Raw genomic sequence first — 18,890 nt, 5'->3', positions numbered from 1 at the left:
AATACTAAAAAGTTGGTAATCCGTTGACGGTGGTGTATTTGAAACTTAATTTTTGACTGGGGTACACGTATTTGAACGCGCTCTGACACATCAGGGCGGCTTCGTGAAAACCGCACAGAATCAGTTTCAGCTTGCCGGGGTAGGTATTGATGTCGCCGATGGCGTAAATCCGTTCCACGTTGGTGGCATAATCCGTGGTGTCGACCTGAATGGCTGATTTGTCGATCTGGAGTCCCCAGTCGGCGATGGGGCCGAGTTTGGGTGTCAGGCCAAAGAGCGGAATCAGGTGGTCGGTGGCGCGTGTCGTTACGGTTTTGTCTTTGCCCGTGATGGTGATCTCCTGCAAATGACCGTTGCCGGAAATACGGGTGATGTTGGATTGCAGGATCAGGTTAATCCGCCCTTCGCTGGCAAGCTCGAACACTTTTTCGGCCGAATCGGGGGCGCCCCGAAAGCTGTCGCTGCGGTGAATCAGGGTCACTTCTCTAGCGATGTTGGCCAGAAAAACCGTCCAGTCGAGGGCCGAATCGCCCCCGCCCGCCAGCACCACCCGCCGGTCGCGCAACAGTTCCGGGTTCTTGACCATGTATGAAACGCCTTTCCCTTCAAACGCTTCCAGCCCTACGATTTCGGGTTTGCGGGGTTCGAAACAGCCTAAACCGCCCGCAATCACCACCACCTGGCAATGCACCACGGTTTGCTCGTTGGTGGTAATGAAAAACGATCCGTCGGCCTGGCGTTCCAGATTTTCCACCCGTTCGCCCAGCGTGAACGTCGGGTGAAACGGATTGATCTGTTCCATCAGGTTATCCACCAGTTCCTGCGCTTTGACGTCGGGAAAGCCGGGAATGTCATAGATCGGTTTCTGGGGGTAGATTTCGGATAACTGCCCGCCTACCTGCGGCAGGGCGTCGATGAGGTGGCATCGCATTTTCAGTAAACCGGCTTCAAAAACGGCGAACAGCCCTACGGGACCCGCGCCAATGATGCAAATGTCTGTCGTGATCATGGTATTTGTTTGTGTGTTTGCTCGTCAGGATTTGAAATGGTGCTAATGCTCTGATGCTCGTCAGGATTTGCAATCCTGACGTACTCTGTCGCGGATTTGCAATCCGCAGTCCTAGAAACACGGTCATAAGAAGTTTAGCCAATTCCTAACCGTCAGATTTAACAGACTGCGGATTGCAAATCCGCGACAGAGTGGGTCGAGATTGCAAATCTCGACCAGCTTCCGCAGGGCAAAGGTAGTCGCTAAAACCGCGAAAGGTCATAACAAAAGGTATGATAAAACAGAATATGCCATAAGTACAGGGAATAACCGAAGCTCTTTTTCAGTCGATTGAGCGAGTGGTCACGGGGTGGCGTATAAAGTCTCTTTTTTGTCGGAAAATGCGACAGCCGCAATTCGATGAATGCCGCACCTTTGTAGCCGTAGTTGAACGCTACGCACAAAACAGTAAACAACATCAAATCATGAAAAAACAAATGCCTTCCGCGATTCCATTCGCGAAAAACTCCGCATGGGTCAACACCGTATTCACCCAGCGCGCCTTTGCCATCCTCCTTTCAGCCACGTTCCTCGTAACCGGTTGTAAAAAAGACGACGTCGATCCAACCCCCGCTCCCTCCAACACCGTGACAGCCAATGCCGGTGCCGATCAGGAAGTGCAGGTGGGCGAAACCGTAAAACTCGACGGCAGTGCCTCCGTCGATACCAAAGGTGCCCCGTTGACTTTTCAGTGGACGATTGCTTCCAAACCCGCCAAAAGTACGGCAGCCATTTCGGCGGCCACCACGGCCAAACCCACCTTCGTCGCCGATGAAGTGGGTGATTATGAACTCGAACTAACGGTTTCGAACGCCAACGGAACCAGCAAGGATAAAGTAAAACTGGCCGCTTCTGTCGCCCAGCCCGTTGCCATCGACAAGAGCATCACCGTGAAAACCGTGCTGACCGATCGCATCGCCAACCCCGATTACCCGGATTATATCGTCACCAAAAGCATCACGGTCTCGAACGAACTGACCATCAACCCCGGTGTCGTGATCGCCTTTGAACGGGATACGCGCATGGACATCAACGACGGCGGTGGGCTGATCATCGCGAAAGGAACGCCAGAGAAGAAAATCCGTTTCATCGGTGCTGAGAAAACCAAAGGCTACTGGGTGGGTATCATGATCTACTCGGGCAGCAACGCCAACGTATTTGAAAACATTGAAGTGATGCACGCCGGAAGCCGCGCCCTCATCAGCGGAACCAAAGCCGGAATGGCCCTCTTCGGCGGTGGGAAAGCGCAAATTGCCCTGAAAAACAGCCTTTTCTCGCAAAACGATGGCTATGGCCTGCTGGTGCAGGAAGGCGGTATTTTGCGAGAATTTGCCACCAACAGCTTTACGAAAAATACCGAAGCCGGGATTGTTCTGGACCCCGCCAACGTCGATAAACTGGATGCCGCTTCGGTTTTCACGGGTGAAAACGGCCGGAATGTGGTTGAAATCAAGGGCTATTACCTGCGGGAAGGCAGCGATATTACCTGGGGTGGTTTCAAAGACAAAACGCCATACCGCCTGGCCGGTGATTTTGCGGTCGAATCCGGCTTGACGCTGAGCCCCGGAGTAACGATCGAAGCAGCCCGCGATGTGGTCATGATGATCAATAGCAAGGGTTATCTGATTGCCAAAGGAACGGCCACCGAAAAAGTAACCTTCACGGGTGCCGACCGCACCTCCGCGTCCTGGAAAGGTCTGATGGTTTACTCGAACAACTCCCGGAATGTGATCGAAAATGCGGAGATCAGCAACGGGGGTAGTCTGGTCATCGTTTCTGGCAAGAAGGCGAATCTGGCTCTATACGGCGGGAATCTGTCGATCAAAAACACTACGATTGCCAACGGTGGCGGCTACGGAATCTTCGTGAACTACGGTTCAAAACTCAACGCAGATGCCTCGACTGTCAACACCTTTAAGGCCAATGCGCAGGACAATGTTCTGCTTGAAAAATAAATTGTAAGAATTTGAGATTAAGGGTTTAGGGATAATTCAGACAGCCCGGTACTGCTTGTGCCGGGCTGTTTTTTTGTTACAAGTGAATGTAAAATGAGGAATGAGGAATGATAAACGCTAAATGTAAAAGTTGCCGGGCGCTATTCACTTTTACATTTAGCGTTTATCATTCCTCATTTTACATTCACTTTTCCTTAACCCGGCGCAATCATATCCTGCACCACCTGTCTGTAATTTTTCCCAACCGGCAACCGCTTCCCGTTCCGGAGCACAATCGTGTTGCCTTCGATAAAATGCACATACGGTTTGTTGAGCAGGTAGGATTTATGAATGCGAATAAACGAATCCGCCGGGAGTTGACTTTCAAAACTGCTCAGGGTTCGGGGCGTCAGCAGAAAACCGGTTTCCCGCCATACTTTCACGTAATTGCCCAGACTTTCCAGGTAGTAAATCTCGTCCAGATTGACTAAAATCTGTTTTTTGTCGGACTTGATGTAGAGCTGTGCGGGAGCGGAAGAAATCAAGGGAGGTGGAATAGGCACCGGTTCCCGTCGGGAGAAATCAGCCAGCGCCCGGTTGACGGCTTTCAAAAACCGGTCGAACCGGAAGGGTTTCAGCAGGTAATCAGAAACATCGAGATCGAAGCTTTCCAGGGCGTATTCTTCGTAGGCCGACGTAATGATCACCAGCGGTTTTCGGGTCAAAGTCTTTAACAGATCCAGTCCCGTAAGCCGGGGCATCCGGATGTCCAGAAAAATCAGATCGACCGGATGCCGGCTCAGAAAGTCGAGTGCCTCCGTAACCCGGTAACACTGCCCGCAAATCGCCAGAAAAGGCACATCCTCCGCATACGTCCGAATGACCTCGTGCGCCAGGGGTTCATCGTCAATAATCAGACATCGCATCTTCATGAGAATAGCAGCGTTAATTCGGCCGTAAACCGCTGGTCCGTAGCAGTAATGATCAGCGTATGCTTTCCCGGATACAGCAACGCCAACCGCCTTTGAAGGTTTTGCAACCCAATCCCGGTCTGGCTTTTTTCCGGCTGCTCAAACGAGTTTTCACAGCGCATAAAAAGCTGCCGGGCATCGGATCGAACCAGCAGGTGCAAAAAGGCCGCGTCCTGCGCCGGTTCGATCCCGTGTTTAAAAGCATTTTCAACCAGCACAATGAGCAACAGCGGGGCTACGGGCAACCGATCGTCGGCAATTTCCTGTTCAAACCGGATGTCGGCCTGCCGTTGAAGCCGGAGTTGCTGCAAATACAAATAATCTTCAAGATAGTCGATTTCCTGCCGGATGGTTACCTGCCGTTCCTGGCCTTTGTAAATGACATACCGCATTAGCTCGGCCAGTTTCAGGATGCTTTCCGGCGCCCGCTCCGATTTCTGAAGACTCAGGGCGTAGAGGTTGTTGAGTGTATTGAAGAAAAAGTGCGGGTTGAGCTGTTGTTTCAGCAAATCGAGTTCGGCTTCGGTTTTTTCCTTCTCCAGCGACACGATCCGGCTGTTCTGGTTGAACCACTGCAACGCCAGCACCACGGGCAGGCTCACCAGCATCACCGCCAGAGCGGCAAACGCATTTTCTAACTGAAACGGATTACTCGAAAAAAAACCACCCAGCCGCTCGTTGATGGGCAACAGCAGCAACGCCTGGGCGATCAGCGGATACAGCAACGCGATGGTGGCCAGCACACTCAGGGCGTAAAACACCAGCCCCTTCTGTTTCAGAACGTGGGAAACCAGAAAGTGGCTGTTGAGGTAAAAAAACAGATAACCGCTCAGGTACATCAGCAAAAATTGCAGCGCATAGCTCAGAAAGGTACCGAAATGGTGGAATAGCTTACCCAAATCCAGCGTAAACGCAATCAGCAATTGCTCCTTCATGTCATACAACGGGTTGCCCAGGCTCGAAACGGCCATGGCCGCCAGCGTGACGGAAATCAGCGTGATGCTGATGATGAGGGCTTCTTCCAGACCGAATTTTTGCAGCCACTGAACCCGCCGGAGTTGCTTTTGCAGGTAGGCCGCACTTTCCAGCAGCAGTTCCAGCAGCAGCGCGTAGAAAGCGGCCAGAATGAACAACGAATCGGGTAAGCCAAACGGGGCGAAATAGACAAAAACCGCCGTGCTGACGGGAAGGTAAAATACGAAACAGGCCAGCCAGCGTTGCAGATACCGACGGCGGGACAGTTGCCGTTTCCAGTGTGGTTTCTTCCCCGAGAATACCAGAACCGGCAGGAGTAATAGACTGACAGTCAGCACGGATTGGCAATAGGCCAGCCAGGTGGTCGGTCGATTGGTCAGCGTATTGGCGATGCTCAATGCGCTGGCCAGTCCCAGAAAAAGCCCGGTCTCCAGGTATCGAAGCAGTCGTTCGGGTTGGTAAACTACGGTATTCGTGGTCATGGGAAGATCAAGAAAGCGGGTTACGATGGAATCCCCAAATCAAAATGACGAACGGATCGAAGCCGGTGACGAACGTCGCCGGAAGGCTAAAATCAGGCCCTACGCATCGTTCGTCACGAAACCGGCTGCGTTGCTCATATAAACCGTTCATTGATGGCAATATCCCCTACTTTTCGACTCTCTTTCGTCACGAACCCCCTTGGTATGAGTCGCTTACAAATCAACCAACTCAGCAAGCAATACGCCAACGGCGTGAAAGCACTGGACGCGGTTTCGCTCACCATTCCCAACGGTTTGTTCGGCCTGCTGGGTCCGAACGGCGCGGGAAAATCGTCCCTCATGCGAACGCTCGCAACGCTCCAGCAACCCGATAGCGGTACGGTTTTCTTCGATGGCGTCGATATTCACCAGCATCCGCAGCGCTTGCGGAGTCAGTTGGGCTACCTCCCGCAGGATTTTGGCGTGTATCCGAACGTGTCGGCGAGCGAACTCCTGCATCACCTGGCCATTTTGAAAGGATTGCTGAACCAGCGCGACCGGCGTGACCAGGTCGATGCGCTCTTGCAGCAAACCAATCTCTATACCGTTCGGAAACAGGCCGTCAGCACGTTTTCGGGCGGGATGCTGCAACGGTTCGGGATTGCACAGGCACTGCTGGGAAACCCGCAACTCATCATCGTGGACGAACCAACGGCGGGTCTCGATCCCAAAGAGCGGAACCATTTTCACGATCTGCTGAGCGAAATCGGCGAAGAGGTGGTGGTGATTCTGTCGACGCACATCGTGGAAGACGTCTACGAACTGTGTCCGCAACTGGCGATTCTAGCGTCAGGAAAAATCATTGCGCAGGGCAGTCCGGCCCACCTCACCAGCACGCTGCAAGGCCGGGTCTGGGGCAAAACCATCCCGAATGACACGCTGCCGCAGTATCAGGCGGCCTACACGGTTTTGTCGACCCGTCGGTTTTCGGGAAAACGCCAGGTGCTGGTGCTGGCCGACGAATGCCCTGAGGCTGGTTTCGAACCGGTTTTGCCCAGTCTGGAAGAAGTATATTTTTCGGTTCTCCCGGAGACCAAACAGGAAACCGTATGCTAAACAAGTTACTTCGCTTCGAAGGTTGGTATCACAGCCGCCAGCTCTCGTTCCGGGCCGCAGCCGGGTTATTCTTCCTGTTTGGACTCATCGCCGTGCGGGGCGGTTTTGGGGGCGACGCGGTATATACCAACGCCCCCTACGTCGTCACTACCCTGGTGGCGCTGCTTTCGCTGTTTTCGATCCTGGTCAGCACGTTGCTGTGCGCCAATGTGGTGTTGCGCGATACCACCTACCGGATGGACGCGCTGGTGGCGACAAGTTCTGTCCGGCGGTTTTCCTACGTTGCTGCCCGGTTTTCGGGTTTATTCCTGGCGGTTTTCGGCCTGCTGGTGCTGGCGGTTCTGGGCCTCTTCGTCGGTTCTTTTCTGAGCGATCCAGCCCGGCGGGGGCCGGTTCACCTGGCTTTTTACGCCTGGCCGTTGCTGGTGTTCGGGGTGCCGAATCTCTTCTTTTCGGTCAGCCTCATTTTTAGCACGGCCCTGCTGAGCCGGAGCTCACGGGCGGTTTACACCACCGGCGTGTTGATTTACGTGCTGTATCTGCTGGGTTCGGTTCTGGGCAATTCGCCCCTGATGGCGGGTTCGGCACTCCGCGCAGATTCGGCGGGTTTGCTACCCTTTTTGATGGACCCGTTCGGACTGGCTCCCTTTTTTCAGGAAACCCGTTTCTGGACCGTCGACCAGCGAAATCATCAGCTTTTTCCCGTCAGCGGGTTGTTCGGGATCAACCGGCTGGTGTGGACCGGACTGGCGCTGCTGGTGCTGGCGGTCAGCTATCGCGGGTTTTCGTTCGGCGAAACCAAACGGGTTCGTTCCCGAAAAACAAAACCGGAGTCGCCCGTTGGCCCACGAACGCCGTATCGCCGGTACCACCAGACGCCCGGCACGTTGCGGCATACGGCAAAGGCGTTCGGAGCGCAACTAAAAGCAGAAGCCAGGGCGGTTTTTGGAAATTTCCCGGTTTGGGTGATGCTGATTCTCTGGGTTTTCCTGACCGGAATCGACCTGAAAGACCACCTGCGCAACGGCTGGTTCGGCATCGTGACGTATCCGGATACGGGGGTGATCGTCGAATACCTCTGCTCGATCCGGCCCGCCCTGTTGCTGATCATTTTCTGGGGAGCCGAACTGGTCGGGCGGGAGCGATTGGGCCAGCGGCAGGCATTAATCGCCAGCACACCCGCGCATCCACTGGTTTTCGTCGGAGCCAAACTAGCTGCTTTAGCCCTGCTCATTGGCCTGATTGTCAGCAGCAACATCGGAATCGGGCTGTCGATTCAGGCAATGGCGGGCTATTTCGAACCGGGCGTCCTGCTTTACGGATCGCTTTACTATTACAGCGGTTTGCCCCTGCTGTGGTTTGCGGTTCTGGTCGTTTTTATCCAGACCCTCAGTCCGAACAAATACTTCGGCTTACTCCTCAGCCTGGTGGTGGCGGCCCTGCTGGTTTTCAGCCGCCGACTGGGCATCGAACATTACCTGCTCCGGTACGCCGTCGTTCCCGAACTGAATTATTCATCGATGAACGGTTTTGGTCATTATGCTCCCGCTTTCGATTGGTATATGGTTTATTGGGGCTGCTGCGCGGTTTTGCTCACGGTTTTGGCCGTCGGCTTCTGGCCCACTACGTTGCACGTCCGGGCGCGACACCGCCTGAAAACCGTCGAAAAACAGGTCGGAAAAACCGGAAGAATCCTTTTTGGCGGAGTATTTCTGCTCGGATTGCTGGTGGGCGGGTTGATTTATTACCAGACTAACGTGATTGGGAAGTACCAAAGCAAAACCACCCGGCAGAACTGGCAGATTCGCTACGAACAGACCTACAAACGGTTTGCAAACCTCCCCCAGCCGGTGATTACCGCCCTGAAAACGCAGGTGGATCTGTACCCGGAACGTCGCCAATACCGCGTAAAGGGACGTTATCAGCTTCAAAATCAATCCAAAACGCCCTTGAAGCGGATCTGGCTGGGTGTCGACCCGGAGGTTTCGGCCGTTCGACTGACACTCTCCGGCGGTCGGCAGAAAACCTACGACCCGGTTTTTCACCAATACCAGTTCGAACTGGCAAAACCGTTGCTACCGGGCGAAACCACTTCGCTGCACTTCTCGATGGAGGTTTTGCGGTCCGGTTTTATGCCGTTCAACAGTGAAAACGCGGTGGTCGAAAACGGTTCCTACATCGAGTTGGAGAAATACGTGCCGTTTTTGGGCTACAACGCCCGGCTGGAATCCGACGATGAAGCCGTTCGCCGGGCAGCGGGATTGGGTCGGCAAACCGTTGAGAACCCTTCGGACCACTACCACCTGATCGATCTGGAAACCACGATTTCAACGGCTGCCGACCAGCAGATTGCCACGGTGGGGATACTGCAAAAATCGTGGCTTCAGGGCGACCGGCGGTATTTCACCTATCAATCAGGCCACCCGGTGCCGTTCATGTTTGCGCTGAGTTCGGCCCGGTATGCCGAAAAAACCGAAGTCTATGAAGGGGTGACCTTGCGCATTCTGTATCAACCGGGGCAAACCGCTAATATTCCCGCCATGATGCAGGGCTTGAAAGATGCGCTGGCTTACGGCACCCGTCATTTTGGTCCGTATCCGTTCCGGCACCTGACGCTGGCGGAAATTCCGCAGTATGGCGGTTCGGCAACGGCCTATCCGGGAACGGTTTTCAGCCGGGAAAAACTCAATTTCCTGACAGACTTTCGGGAGCGTCAAAAGGTGAATTATGCCTACGCTACCGTCGTACACGAAGTCGCCCATCAGTGGTGGGCGCACCAGCTTCGGCCGGTTTCCGGGCCGGGCGATCAACTGCTGACGGAGTCGCTGGCGAAATACACGGAAGCGACGGTTCTCCGGAAACGGTACGGCAAAATGATTTTACGGCCTTACTTTCAGGGTGATAAGAATTTTTATTTTGCCAGTCGTAATCAGTCGGAAGCGGAATTGCCGTTGGTTGTCACGGAGAATCAGCCGTTTGCCGGGTATCAGAAAGGGGGTCTGGTGCTGTGCCGGATTCAGGAACAGATGGGTGAAGCGCGTTTCAACCGGGCGTTGCGCCAACTCCTCACCAACCATTCCTATCCCCGGAAAAAGCCAAAACCGGAGGATCTGGTGCAAGTCCTGAAACGGGAAGCAACGGAAGAACAGCATCGGCTGATCGACGAGGGTTTACGGAAGGTCGTCACCAACGCCTTGTCCATTCGGGTGCTTTCCTGCAAACCCGTCACGCAGGGTCGGTTTGCGCTCACGCTGGAAGTCAATATAGCGAAAACTGAGCATCGAAACGATGGAAAACCGGTAAGCCTGCCGCCCGACGACGCGTGGGAAATCGCGGTTTTTGATCAGCCTTCGGAGTTTTGGACCACAACAATCCGACCGATTTACAGCCGAAAATACCGCTTCACAAAACCGCGTACGATCGTTCAACTGACTGTTGGCAAAAAGCCAAAAGCCGTCGCGATCGATCCGTATGGTTACGCACTGGACGAAAATTCGCAGAACAATGTGGCGGATATGAACGGGTAATGAAAATCCTTACCCGGACCAACAGGTAGCCGTTCTCGCTACCACCCTGCAAAAAGTCCTAAAAAATTTACCGGGAGAAAAGGCCTAATGCACAAGCTTTTAAGCCGGTTTTCGTTAGAACTGTCGGGGCTATACGATAAGAATAGCGAAACAATTACAACTACTTCCCCGTCTATAGGGTCTTATAGCAAACAGTGGGATCGCATGTGGGGGTGGAGAACCGGTTTTTCAAAGACAAATCTCCCTCTAAACAACTGATTAGCAGCCTGGTCGTGTGACGTTATTGTTGCCCCAGCCTGTCCGCATGACGCAGTCCCCAATAAAAACAACGTGAATGAATAGCTTGACTGCGTACGATAAGCATTTGGCCCGGATTGTGATGTTTGCGCTTTTGCTGCCCAACCGGGTGCAGATTTTTGTTCTGATGGGAATTTTTCTATTCTGGGTCATCAGGGACATTTTTTTCAATAAAAACCGCGCTTTCCGACCCTACGGCGGAGTTTTTTTACTGGGCAGTGTTTACTTACTTTACGCCTTACACGTTCCCTTTACCGATCCCGCCAACCGTTCCGGCGTCCTTTTTGATCTTGAACAGAAAGCCAGCCTGTTTGTGGTGCCGTTTGCCCTTCTTCTTTTACAGCCCCAAACGCGCAAAATCCTTTCCGGTGAGCTGATTTACTTCGTATATGCCTGTTTTATTTCCTGTTTGGCGGGCAACCTGTTCTACCTGCTCGAATACGGCTGGCAAATCAGCGGTCCGGAGGCCCACATTCAATACCGGCTTTATTTTGCTAAAATCACGGGTTTTCACCCGACCTACATGGGCATCAACCTGTGTTTTGCCTCCGCCATTCTGCTGCTTTCACCCACGCACCGGCAGCAATTAAAAGGCTGGAAACTGGGTGCAGTACTTTTTCCGTTGTTCCTGTTTCTGATGGCCCTCATGCCCAAAGCCCCCGTCATTGCGCTGTTCGTCATCCTGCTGTACTATGGCTGGATTAACCGGAAACACACATACCGGCTTGTTCCCATTCTGGCCGTACTGCTTCTTTCGGTATCGGTAGCCTGTATTTCCATTCCGTTCAGCGGCCAGCGGATCGGGGAGTTTTCGGCTTTGATCAACGCCAAACCGACCGATAACCCCAATGCCAATTCGGTGCAGATGCGCCAGGTGATCTGGTCGGTCGATCTGGACATGCTGAAAGAACATTGGGTGGCGGGGTTAGGCCCCGGTTATGTCGATCAGGCTTTGCGGGCTCAATATGAAGTATATTCGAAGCGGTTCAACATTCCGCTGGTGGCGTATGACACCCACAACGAATACATCAACCAATGGCTCTCGTTTGGCCTGATTGGTATTGGTTTACTGCTGGCCATTCTGGGAATTCAGTTTGTCAATGCGTTTCGACGGCGCGATCACCTCTATGCTATTTTGCTGATGATTGTCAGCATTACCTTCTTCACCGAGAATGTCTGGTCGCAGCAGCATGGGGTGGTGTTTTACTCCTTCTTCACCGCTTTGTTTTTCCTGACGGGAATGAAACTGCCCCCAAATCTGGCAGAGCCGGAAGTCATCAGAACGAGAACCCGGCCGGTAAAAGTCCTGCACGAAATTGGATAAAAACCGCGGTGTCGGATGTGAATAGCCGAAAACTTCCGTATTTTGCCTCGGTTATCAAACGATCAGAATCCTATCCATGACCGTCCGCCCGGCGACTTTCAATGACATTCCGGCTTTACTCCAGTTGATCCGGCGCGTAGTTCCGCTGATGCAGGCTACCGGTAATTTTCAGTGGGACGACCAGTATCCGAACGCTGCGGTTTTCGAAAAAGACATTGCGCAGAACCAGCTTTGGGTCGCTGAACTGGACGAAAAACCGGTCGGTGTAGCCGCCATCACCACGGATCAGGAACCGGAATATGCGCAGGTAGGCTGGGATTTGAGCGAAACGGCCATTGTCGTGCATCGCCTGGCGGTCGATCCGGCCGTTCGGGGTCGGGGCATTGCCGCGCAGTTGCTGACGCAGGCCGACGAAGTAGCCCGCCAACGCGGCATCAACGTGCTCCGAATCGATACGAACACCCAAAACGAAGCCACGCAGCGGCTTTTTCCGAAGGTCGGTTACGAATTTGCCGGTGAAATCGGGCTGGGATTCCGCCCCGGTTTGCGGTTTTTCTGTTATGAAAAGCGATTGAATCTTTCCTGAAATTTGCCCCTTAAATCCCCTATTTTTACGGTAAAAAGTGAAAGATGGTACGACTTCTGTTCGCCCTGACACTGCTCTTTCTGGCCATTCTGACCGCTTTTCGGTCCACGACCCACCGGAAAGATGCCCGACCCAACATCGTTGTGATTGTCGCCGACGATCACGGACGCGAAGCCGTCGGTTGTTACGGCAATCCGGTCATCAAAACGCCCCATATCGACCGGTTAGCTGCCGAAGGCACCCGATTTACGAACGCCTTCTGCACCACGGCCAGTTGCAGCCCGAGCCGGTCGGTGTTGCTGACGGGGCTTCACAACCACGCCAACGGCATGTATGGCCTGGAGCACCGGGAACACCATTTCAGTTCCTTCGACACGGTTCGAACCCTGCCGGTGTTGCTCGAAAAAGCTGGCTATCGAACGGCCCGGATCGGCAAATTCCATGTGGCTCCCGAACGAACCTATCATTTTCAACAGGTGCTGCGGGGCGGTGGTGTCAACGATCCGGTGTCGATTGGCCGCAGCCCGGTTTCGATGGCCGATCTGTGTTATTCGCTCTTCTCCGAACCCGCCGAAAAACCGTTTTTTCTCTACTTTGCCACCGACGATCCGCACCGGAGCAATGCTGTGTCGGCGGGTGGTGCACCGGTTTTTAAAAGCGATCAAGCCAATCGGTTTGGCAACCGGCCGGGCGGTTATCCGCAGGTTCACGACGTTTTTTACCAGCCTTTTCAGGTTCAGGTGCCGCCTTACCTGCCGGATACGCGGGCGGCCCGGATGGAGTTGGCGCAATACTACGAGTCGATCAGTCGGCTGGATCAGGGTGTGGAACGGCTGGTGGCTTTGCTGAAAGAAACCGGGCAGTATGACAACACGCTGATCGTGTATTTATCGGACAATGGTGCGCCGTTTCCCGGATCAAAAACGACGTTATACGAACCGGGGATGAAATTGCCGCTTATCGTCAAACTGCCCAAACCGCAAAAACCGGGATTCGTGCAGGATGCGATGGTTTCGTGGGTCGATCTAACACCCACCCTGCTGGATTTTGCGGGCGCGTTGTCAGACACAATTTATAGCCAGGGCCGGAGTTTTAAAGCGATGGTGGAACAGGAAAAGGTAACGGGCTGGGATGAAGTTTACGCGTCGCATTCACTGCACGAGGTGACGATGTACTACCCGATGCGCGTCTTGCGCGAACGACGCTACAAGCTGATTTTCAACCTCGCCCATGCGCTACCCTTTCCGATGGCGCTCGATCTGTATCATTCTTTTACGTGGCAGGATGTGCGCAAAACCGGTCGTACTCTATACGGTAAACGGACCGTAGCCGCGTATCTGAATCGCCCGCGGTTCGAGTTGTATGACCTCCAAACCGATCCCGACGAAGTCCGCAACCTGGCCAATGACCCCAAACACCGGGCGACTTTGAAACGAATGCAGGAAAAGCTCAAACGGTTTCAACAGCAGACGAAGGATTTGTGGGTGAGTAAATGGGAGTTTGAGTGATCCTGCTTAAACCAGAAATCCATGACCAGTAGCCTTGAAGCGGGTATTCAATCGATTGCGGAACTCTCGCGGGGCGCGTCCGATCTGTTGCTCCACTCCACCCGGCAAAAACCGCTGGCAAAAGGTCAGGTTTTGCTGCCGGAAGGCCAGGCTTGCAAAACGATCTGGTACGTTGAAAAAGGGTATTTGCGAACGTTTTACAACAAAGACGGCAAAGAAATCAACACCCGGTTTTCGTTCGAAAACGAATTTGTGACGGATTTGAAAAGCCTGCGTTCGGGGGCTCCTTCGGCCTGCTGGATTCAGGCGGGTGAAGCCGCCGTCGTTTGGGAGTTTGCGAAAGAAACCCTGCTGGATTTATACCGCCAGTCGGCGGAGATCGAATCATTCGGGCGGAATTTGCTGGAACAAATGCTGGTCGTTCAGGAAGACCACGCCAATCTTTTCCGGATCCACTCCCCCACCGAACGGTATGCCTACGTGGTTCGCCATTTCCCGCAGTTGCTGCAGCGGGTTTCGCTGTCGCAGCTTTCCTCCTATTTGGGCATGGCCCGGGAAACAGTCAGCCGAATCCGCAAAAACCGGTAAGGGTTTTCATTTTGTGATTTTCGTCACAGGTCGATCGAAGAAAATAGGGCGAATTTTGCTACCGTTTCACGCTTTAACGATCAACACCACATGGACACTCCAACCAATACGCGCACGATGGTTGCTCATTTTATCGAAAACATCTGGAATAAAAACCGCTTTGATGTGCTTGATGATTATCTTCATCCGGAATTTATCGATCACTCGCTGCCGGCGTCGTTCCCGGCCAACCAGCAGGGGTTGAAACAATGGATTCTGGCCACCAGCGCGGCATTCGAGCACCAAACCGGCATTAAAGAGCAGGTAACCGAAGGCGATACCGTCATGATCAAATTCACCATGCAGGTGCGGCAGATCGGCGTCTGGCGTGGCATCGAACCTGCCGGGGCAGAAGCCTCCGTGGTAGGCTATCGGTGTTTTAAAGTAAGCGATGGAAAAATCCGGGAACATTGGGCCTTACTCGACGGAAATTCACTGGAAAATCAACTCAGAAACAGCACCCACGGCTGCAAAATCCAGGTGTGAATGCTGGAGCGAAAAAAAATAGCCTTCTGTAATAAATTAAGCGCACTTTCCAGTAAGTTTAACAACAAAATCCCCGATTTTCAGTAGTGGTTCTAAAGCCGGGCAGCGTGTTTGATTCAGTACGCTCTACCAGGCCACTGGCAGACTCCGCGCCCGCGCTGTTGACCCGTTTTGCCCAATGGAGCAAGTAGTTGATTTTTTCCGACGGCTCGCCGATACCAGCGACTGGCCGCCCCGCTGGAATTGCGGTACCTGGACCGACTTTCATGGCTGGCTGTATATTCTTTCCGACCTGACCATCTGGCTGGCCTACATGGCGATTCCGCTCATTCTGATTCGCTTCATCTTCATCAAAAAAGGGGTACCCCTGGCCGGTGTTTTCTGGCTTTTTGGTGCCTTCATTCTGTTTTGTGGCCTCACCCACCTGATTGATGCCGCCATGTTCTGGATTCCGGCCTACCGCATCAACGCCCTGATTCGTTTTCTGACGGCGGTGGTGTCAGTAGCAACGGTCGTTGCTCTGGTTCGGTATTTTAAGGAAGCCGTCGGGTTGCGCACCTCGAAAGAATATGACCGCGAACTGTCCTATCGCCAACTGGCCATGCAGGAACTGACGCGCTCCAATCAGGAATTGCAGCAGTTTGCCTACATCGCATCGCATGATCTGCAATCGCCCCTGAAAACGATCGCCAACTACCTGTCGCTGCTCGAAAACAAATACGGCGCTGACCTCGATCCGGATGCCCGGCGGCTCATTGGGGTGTCGACGGCTGCGGCTGAGCGCATGCGCAACCTGATCAACGACCTCCTTGATTTCTCGCGGGTTGGCAGTGATGTTGCGCTAAAGGAGGTCGATCTGCAGGAATTGGTCGATGAAATTCTGGAGGAACAGCAAGCCGAAATTCAGGCCACGGGGGCCGTGGTGGATCTGGACGCCCTGCCCACGATTATGGGCCATCGCACCGACCTGAAACAGTTGTTTCAAAACCTGATTTCCAACGCCCTTAAATACCGCCGACCCGACATAGCTCCCCGGGTCAGCATCCAGGTGACGGATGAGGGCCACCAGTATCGCTTTGCCATCCGTGACAACGGCATCGGCATCGACCGGCAGTATTTCGAGCGGGTATTTCAGATTTTCCAGCGGCTTCACGGACGCAATCAGTATTCCGGCACTGGCATCGGGCTCGCTACCTGCAAGAAAGTGATCGACATTTACGGAGGGCAAATCTGGATCGATAGCACCGTGGGCCAGGGATCGACGTTTTATTTTACCATTCCGAAAGTGATCAAAATGCTTCATCATTTTGTCCAGACCGATTCCCTGCAGTCGCTGAACTGACGAATTGTCTCCTACTCGTAGTGGTAATAAACCGTACTGGCCGGAAACGGCTTCGTCGTTGTCATCTGCTGGGTTTTGTGCGTCGGATAGCCTTGTTGGTTATACTGATACGTCAGGGTCAGCACCGAGATAACCGATTGGTCTTCCGACCGTTTAACGGTAATTTTTCCCGGATTGTTGACCATCGTCCGCTCCTGAGGCAGATAGGGATACTGAACGAGCGGCTGATGCGGATTTTTCCTGTCATCGTAGCCTTCATACGCAACCGTTTCCCAGGCTTTGAATGACGCACTGCCCGGTTTTCGAATGAACGATTGGGTCTGCGTCACGTTTCCCCGGCTGTCGTATTCATACCGGTATTTGATAAACGTAGCGGTTTCAAAGGTATCGTTGTCGGTATCGTGAATCTGATCGAGCAGTTCGACGAGCCGACCTTCTGCGCCAAAGAGGTAAAAATGCGAAACCACCAGCCGGTTCCGATGATCGTATTCTTCGGTTTTGTCGAGCAATTTCCCTTCGTAATAAAACTTCACCGACAGGCTTCCATTGCTGATGATGCGACTCAGGCGGTTTTCAGCGTCGTATTCCAGCTCGGCATTCAGGATCGCTACTGTGCTGTCGGCATACGCCCAGTTCGATTGAAATTTGACCAGAAGACCGGCAGAACTGTAGTGGTATTGCTGAAAGTTCTGTTCGCCCGCCGTGATTTTTTGCAGTCGAAGGGCGGTCGGTTCTGGTTCCTGCGAAAGCGTGGACTCGGGCGAACAGGCGCTCAGGTTCATCAAAATGAGGGAACCCAATAGCAAAAACCACGGGCGGTTTTTCTGCAAGGCGGAGGTGATCATGGCTGGTGGTGGAGCGTTACGATGACAGCGCGCTCCACCTGCTGACCGGCGGAGTGGCTAATAAACCGCTGCAAAACTAGCCGCAGGAGCGCGTTTCTCCAGACGGTTTTGTCATCAACGGATGATTAGGGGCATTGAAGCCGCAGAAAAAGGAACTGAATAGAACAACGAAATCCCGTGGTTAGTAGGCCTACGTCTGAATAACGCCCACATTAAACGCCTTCGTGATCGGCGCGTGGTTGGCGGCTTCGATGCCCATCGAAAGCCAGGTGCGGGTGTCGAGCGGATCAATCACGGCATCGACCCAGAGCCGCGAAGCCGCAAAATACGGCGAGAGCTGCTCGTTGTATTGGTTCGTGATTTTTTGCAGCAATTCCTGTTCCTTCTCCGGCGTGATGGTTTCGCCTTTGGCCTTAAGCGACGCCACCTGAATTTGCAACAGCGTTTTAGCCGCCGACGCTCCGCTCATCACGGCCATCTGCGCCGTGGGCCAGGCCACAATCAGCCGCGGGTCGTAGGCTTTGCCGCACATGGCGTAGTTGCCCGCGCCGTAGGAATTGCCCACAATGACCGTAAACTTCGGCACCACTGAGTTCGCCATCGCGTTGACCATCTTGGCACCGTCTTTGATAATACCGCCCTGCTCCGAGCGGCTCCCGACCATAAAACCGGTGACGTCCTGCAAAAACACCAGCGGTATCTTTTTCTGGTTGCAGTTCATGATAAACCGCGCGGCTTTGTCGGCCGAGTCGGAATAAATAACCCCGCCCATCTGCATTTCGCCCGGCCCGGAAGCGCCACCCGCCCCCGTTCGGCCTTTTGCCTTCACCACTTTCCGCTGGTTGGCCACAATGCCGACCGCCCAGCCGTTGATTCGCGCGTAGCCGCATAAGATCGTCTGGCCATACAGTTCCTTGTATTCATCAAATTCGGACTGATCCACCAGGCGGGCAATCACCTCACGCATGTCGTACGGTTTGACGCGATCGACCGGAATCAGGTCATACAGTTCCTGCGGATTTTTGGCGGGCAAAACCGGTTCCGTGTAGCTAAAACCGGCCTTTTCGGGCTCTCCTAGTTTATCAAAACTGCGCCGGATGGCGTCCAGGCAGCTTTTCTCGTCGGGGTATTTGTTATCCGTCACACCCGAAATCTCGCTGTGGGTGCTGGCTCCGCCGAGGGTCTCGGCATCGACATCCTCGCCCACCGACGCCTTGACCAGATACGGACCGGCCAGAAAAATCGATCCGGTGCCTTCCACAATCAGGGCTTCGTCCGACATGATCGGCAGATATGCTCCGCCAGCCACACAACTGCCCATAATGGCCGCAATTTGGACAATTCCCATCGCCGACATCTGGGCGTTGTTGCGAAAAATCCGGCCAAAATGTTCTTTATCGGCAAAAACTTCGTCCTGAAGCGGCAGATAAACGCCCGCACTATCGACCAGGTAAATGATGGGCAGGCGGTTTTCCATCGCAATTTCCTGCGCCCGAAGGTTCTTTTTGGCCGTAATCGGAAACCAGGCCCCGGCTTTCACCGTCGCATCATTTGCCACGATGACGCACTGCCTTCCCGACACATAACCCAGACCAACCACCACGCCCCCCGACGGACAACCGCCGTGATCGGCGTACATCCCATCCCCGACAAACAACCCGATTTCAATAAAGGAAGAATCCGTATCGATCAGATAGTCAATGCGTTCCCGGGCGGTCAGTTTACCTTTCCGGTGCTGATCCTCGATTTTCTTCGGGCCACCACCGAGTTTCGTCTGTTCCGTTTTGCGGTGAAGTTCGTCCAGAAGTGGAGTCATCGTCGTCAGGCAGGTTAGATGGTTTAC

At 53.7% G+C, this 18,890-nt stretch carries 14 protein-coding genes; 9 read left to right on the top strand and 5 right to left on the bottom strand.

Features of this window, described 5'->3' with window-relative positions:
* Positions 1–4 precede the first annotated feature (4 nt).
* A complete protein-coding gene (locus ACO064_RS18660) occupies positions 5–1,009 on the bottom strand; it encodes an NAD(P)/FAD-dependent oxidoreductase (protein ID WP_421828743.1) in 1,005 nt (334 codons plus the stop codon).
* 464 nt (positions 1,010–1,473) lie between these two features.
* Between ACO064_RS18660 and ACO064_RS18655 the strand changes: the two genes are divergently transcribed.
* On the top strand, positions 1,474–3,003 hold the full coding sequence (locus tag ACO064_RS18655) for a PKD domain-containing protein (protein ID WP_421828742.1): 1,530 nt from the start codon (positions 1,474–1,476) through the stop codon (positions 3,001–3,003).
* 194 nt (positions 3,004–3,197) lie between these two features.
* Here ACO064_RS18655 and ACO064_RS18650 read toward each other — a convergent pair whose 3' ends face one another.
* Both ACO064_RS18650 and ACO064_RS18645 read right to left on the bottom strand, forming a co-directional pair.
* Positions 3,198–3,914, bottom strand: a complete 717-nt coding sequence (locus ACO064_RS18650; RefSeq protein ID WP_421828741.1) for a LytR/AlgR family response regulator transcription factor — start codon at positions 3,912–3,914, stop codon at positions 3,198–3,200.
* Complete coding sequence (locus ACO064_RS18645; RefSeq protein WP_421828740.1) at positions 3,911–5,410, bottom strand: sensor histidine kinase; 1,500 nt, start codon at positions 5,408–5,410, stop codon at positions 3,911–3,913. The genes ACO064_RS18650 and ACO064_RS18645 overlap by 4 nt, the downstream gene beginning before the upstream one ends.
* Before the next feature lie 204 nt (positions 5,411–5,614).
* On the opposite strand from ACO064_RS18645, the gene ACO064_RS18640 reads away from it, so the two are divergent.
* The 8 genes from ACO064_RS18640 to ACO064_RS18605 all read left to right on the top strand — a co-directional run bounded on the left by ACO064_RS18640 (position 5,615) and on the right by ACO064_RS18605 (position 16,202).
* A complete protein-coding gene (locus tag ACO064_RS18640) occupies positions 5,615–6,505 on the top strand; it encodes an ABC transporter ATP-binding protein (protein ID WP_421828739.1) in 891 nt (296 codons plus the stop codon).
* Positions 6,499–10,032 (top strand): M1 family aminopeptidase, encoded by a 3,534-nt coding sequence (locus ACO064_RS18635; RefSeq protein WP_421828737.1) that lies wholly within the window; start codon positions 6,499–6,501, stop codon positions 10,030–10,032. The genes ACO064_RS18640 and ACO064_RS18635 overlap by 7 nt, the downstream gene beginning before the upstream one ends.
* Positions 10,033–10,366: 334 nt before the next feature.
* Complete coding sequence (locus tag ACO064_RS18630; RefSeq protein WP_421828736.1) at positions 10,367–11,653, top strand: O-antigen ligase family protein; 1,287 nt, start codon at positions 10,367–10,369, stop codon at positions 11,651–11,653.
* A 76-nt stretch (positions 11,654–11,729) separates the two neighbouring features.
* Positions 11,730–12,239, top strand: coding sequence for a GNAT family N-acetyltransferase (locus tag ACO064_RS18625; protein ID WP_421828735.1), 510 nt, complete (start codon positions 11,730–11,732; stop codon positions 12,237–12,239).
* Positions 12,240–12,283: 44 nt separating this feature from the next.
* Positions 12,284–13,747 (top strand): sulfatase, encoded by a 1,464-nt coding sequence (locus ACO064_RS18620; RefSeq protein WP_421828734.1) that lies wholly within the window; start codon positions 12,284–12,286, stop codon positions 13,745–13,747.
* 21 nt (positions 13,748–13,768) lie between these two features.
* Positions 13,769–14,335: a Crp/Fnr family transcriptional regulator gene (locus tag ACO064_RS18615; RefSeq protein ID WP_421828733.1), complete on the top strand. Its 567-nt coding sequence runs from the start codon at positions 13,769–13,771 to the stop codon at positions 14,333–14,335.
* A 90-nt stretch (positions 14,336–14,425) separates the two neighbouring features.
* Complete coding sequence (locus ACO064_RS18610) at positions 14,426–14,860, top strand: ester cyclase (RefSeq protein WP_421828732.1); 435 nt, start codon at positions 14,426–14,428, stop codon at positions 14,858–14,860.
* A gap of 178 nt (positions 14,861–15,038) precedes the next feature.
* Positions 15,039–16,202, top strand: coding sequence for a sensor histidine kinase (locus tag ACO064_RS18605; protein WP_421828731.1), 1,164 nt, complete (start codon positions 15,039–15,041; stop codon positions 16,200–16,202).
* 11 nt (positions 16,203–16,213) lie between these two features.
* Here ACO064_RS18605 and ACO064_RS18600 read toward each other — a convergent pair whose 3' ends face one another.
* Positions 16,214–17,047, bottom strand: a complete 834-nt coding sequence (locus ACO064_RS18600; protein ID WP_421828730.1) for a hypothetical protein — start codon at positions 17,045–17,047, stop codon at positions 16,214–16,216.
* A 190-nt stretch (positions 17,048–17,237) separates the two neighbouring features.
* Positions 17,238–18,863: an acyl-CoA carboxylase subunit beta gene (locus tag ACO064_RS18595; protein ID WP_421828729.1), complete on the bottom strand. Its 1,626-nt coding sequence runs from the start codon at positions 18,861–18,863 to the stop codon at positions 17,238–17,240.
* Positions 18,864–18,890: the final 27 nt, after the last annotated feature.

Source organism: Larkinella sp., from assembly GCF_965227735.1.
Taxonomy (GTDB): domain Bacteria; phylum Bacteroidota; class Bacteroidia; order Cytophagales; family Spirosomataceae; genus Larkinella.
Note: the sequence above shows the minus strand (reverse complement) of the source record. Positions and strands in the feature narration are given on the sequence as shown.